Source organism: uncultured Thiocystis sp., assembly GCF_903866365.1.
GTDB lineage: Bacteria > Pseudomonadota > Gammaproteobacteria > Chromatiales > Chromatiaceae > Chromatium.
Genome location: NZ_CAIPNF010000206.1, coordinates 1 through 2457, shown reverse-complemented (window position 1 = coordinate 2457; position 2457 = coordinate 1). Strand labels below are relative to the sequence as shown.

6 protein-coding genes are annotated in these 2457 nt (G+C 66.2%); all 6 read left to right on the top strand.

What is annotated here, in order from left to right; genetic code table 11:
• A partial coding sequence (locus tag QZY07_RS11720; protein WP_295402666.1) for a hypothetical protein occupies window positions 1-291 on the top strand: 291 nt, incomplete at its 5' end.
• Window positions 292-475: 184 nt separating this feature from the next.
• Window positions 476-838: a hypothetical protein gene (locus tag QZY07_RS11715; protein WP_295402665.1), complete on the top strand. Its 363-nt coding sequence runs from the start codon at window positions 476-478 to the stop codon at window positions 836-838.
• Window positions 835-1200 (top strand): hypothetical protein, encoded by a 366-nt coding sequence (locus QZY07_RS11710; protein ID WP_295402663.1) that lies wholly within the window; start codon window positions 835-837, stop codon window positions 1198-1200. Before QZY07_RS11715 ends, QZY07_RS11710 begins: the two co-directional genes overlap by 4 nt.
• The gene (locus QZY07_RS11705; RefSeq protein ID WP_295402661.1) at window positions 1197-1400 is read left to right on the top strand and encodes a hypothetical protein; all 204 of its coding nucleotides are present in this window, start codon (window positions 1197-1199) and stop codon (window positions 1398-1400) included. Before QZY07_RS11710 ends, QZY07_RS11705 begins: the two co-directional genes overlap by 4 nt.
• Window positions 1397-1528: a hypothetical protein gene (locus QZY07_RS11700; RefSeq protein WP_295402660.1), complete on the top strand. Its 132-nt coding sequence runs from the start codon at window positions 1397-1399 to the stop codon at window positions 1526-1528. Before QZY07_RS11705 ends, QZY07_RS11700 begins: the two co-directional genes overlap by 4 nt.
• Before the next feature lie 10 nt (window positions 1529-1538).
• Entirely contained in the window at window positions 1539-2363 is an 825-nt protein-coding gene (locus QZY07_RS11695) for a Rha family transcriptional regulator (protein ID WP_295402659.1), read from the top strand.
• Window positions 2364-2457: the final 94 nt, after the last annotated feature.

The following is a 2457-nucleotide window of genomic DNA, read 5'->3' as shown; positions in this document are numbered from 1 at the left end:
GTCGTGGGCGGCGTCACGATTCTGGCCCGACTGCCCCACGGCTATCGCGTCCGCTATCGCTGCTGCGACACGCTCGCCACGCTGTCGTCCTCGCAGCTCAAGGCGCGGCGCGCGCGCCCGGAGACGCAGTGCCATGCCTGCGCCGCGCGCGCGGCGGCGATCCCGACGCGCACCTTCCGCCATGACGACGAACTGCCGGTCCACCCGCGCACGTTGGCCCCCAGTGCCGCGTTTTTGCTCGGCATTCAGGCCCGCGCGACCGCGATCGTGCGCCAGCGCCACGGCACCTAAATCCCCGCGCGCGCACCTCACCTTTCCAGGGGGTTCCGATGCCGACCGCCTTCGCCCAGGTTTTCCCAAGCATGCCGGCGAATCCGTGACGCGGACCGTCAGTACGCTTGTCCATCCCGGCCTCGCCGAGGTCGAACGTCTTTCTCTGCACACAGGAATGTCCATGCTTTCACGAGAGATTTTTTTGCCGTCGCCGCGGACCGACCATCCGACCGTCGCCTCCATCAAGGAGGCCGCGCCCGGCGCAGACGAGGCCGGACAACCGTCCCACTCGTCTCCCGCAACCGCCGCCCGCACGGACTTGTTGACGCTGCGCCTGGGCGTACCGACCGACGAAGCGTTAGAGCTGGCCGCCGTCATGCTGGCATCGGCCATTCAGACCGCGCGCCGGGTCGCCCAAGACAACGACCGGATCCCTTGTCTGTGGACTTCCTTGTATTTGTTGGACACGGTCGCGAGCGTTCTCGACGCCTCGCTTCTGACGATCTACCAGGATCGAGCGGACGCTTCTGACCGAGCCGCCACCGCCCAGGACGTGTTGGCGTGAGCGGCGGTCTGCCGTTCGCCACGGTCAGGCGGCAACGCGCGGAGCATGGCGAACGGCAGGCCGCCAGCGCCAGCGATCCAGGCGATGTCCCGTGGTTAACGTGCCTGAACGCGCGTTTCGATCTCCACTCGGATGCCCAGATCGCCGATGTTCTCGGGATCGCCCCCACCACCATTCATGGCGTTCGCCACGGCAAGGCGCGACGGGGGATCCTGCAGCGCCTGAAGATCCTGGATCGCATCGGCTTTCTGCACCGTCGCCAATGGCTGGAAAACAGCCTGCCCGCGCCGTTGATCGCGCGCATCCGCCGTTCCAGCCAGGCGCTTGTGCAGCAGGCCGTGCGCGACGCGGAGGCGGCATGAGAACGACTCAAGCCACGGCCTCCGACGTGTTCGCCGACATCGCCGGCACTCTGGAGGCGGCTGAAGCAAACGCCAGCACGGATTGGGAGATGGAATTTGTCGCCTCGCTCATCGCACGGTACGACGCCGACGGCGAGTCGCTGTTTCTGTCCGACCGCCAAGCCGAGATCCTCCGCAAGCGCGCACGGGAGACGCGATGACCGACCACACCCCCCGCACGTCCGCCTTGTCCCTGGCGATGACGTCCCGCGAACTCGCCGACCTCACCGGCAAAGCGCACAAGAACGGACTCCGCGACATCGAGAACGTTGTTCGTGTCCAATGGTAGGCGGCTAATCATGAACCAGATCACCGCGACTCAACCGTCCATGACCTCTCGCGAGATTGCCGAACTCACTGGCAAGCGTCACGACAACGTACTGCGTGACAGTGACGCGCGACTCGACGCGCTGCCCTCAGAACTGAGGAATGGATTCAAACCAAGCACTGACGCCTCCGGGAAGCCGACAAGAGCGTATCGCCAGTACGATCTCGACCGCGACGCCACAGTCTGCCGGATGGCAGGGTATGACGCCGTGGCACGCATGAAGATCATCAAACGCGGGCAAGCCCTCGAATCGGGCGAAGCCACGCCGGCCTTCAAGGCGCAACCCAAGCGCATCCGTTCCCAACGGCGCGACAAACGCATCCTTGCCCGCGCGGCGGCATCCCTGTTGCGGATGTCCGCGACCAGCAAGGCGCGCATGCTGGCCGAGATTGCCGCGAGCGAGGGGATTCCATCGACGTTTCTCCCGTCCGATTCGACCGGCGAGGCGCTCGCCAAGTCGATGACTGACCTGCTGAAAGACCACGGCTCGGCCATGTCGCGTCACGCGGCACTGGCGGCCATGATCGCGCTCGGGTTGATCGAGAAGACGACGCGGACCAGCCGCTCGTCGGCCACCGGAACGGCCGCGTTCAACAGCCTGACGGAAACGGGCCTTGTTGACGGGCGCAACGAAACCTCCCGCCAGAATCCGAACGCAACGCAGGTTCGGCTGTACGCGGACAAGTTCCGGGAGCTGCTCGCGCGGATTGACGCGCAGGTGGAGGCGCAACCGCAAACCGGAAAGCGCGCCCTGGTCGCGCACGCGGATCAGCCGTCGGCTGGAGGTGCGGCATGAGCGTCCTTGACACCGCCGTGACCCTGGATGACACGGCCTGCGTCGCCCCTCATGGGCGGCCTGGGATTGGCATCCCGGAAACAAGGCGCATCAG

Coding starts and splice junctions, on each gene's coding strand:
- QZY07_RS11705 (WP_295402661.1), top strand. CDS start 1,197: ATGAGAACGACTCAAGCCACGGCCTCCGACGTGTTCGCCGACATCGCC.
- QZY07_RS11700 (WP_295402660.1), top strand. CDS start 1,397: ATGACCGACCACACCCCCCGCACGTCCGCCTTGTCCCTGGCGATGACG.
- QZY07_RS11695 (WP_295402659.1), top strand. CDS start 1,539: ATGAACCAGATCACCGCGACTCAACCGTCCATGACCTCTCGCGAGATT.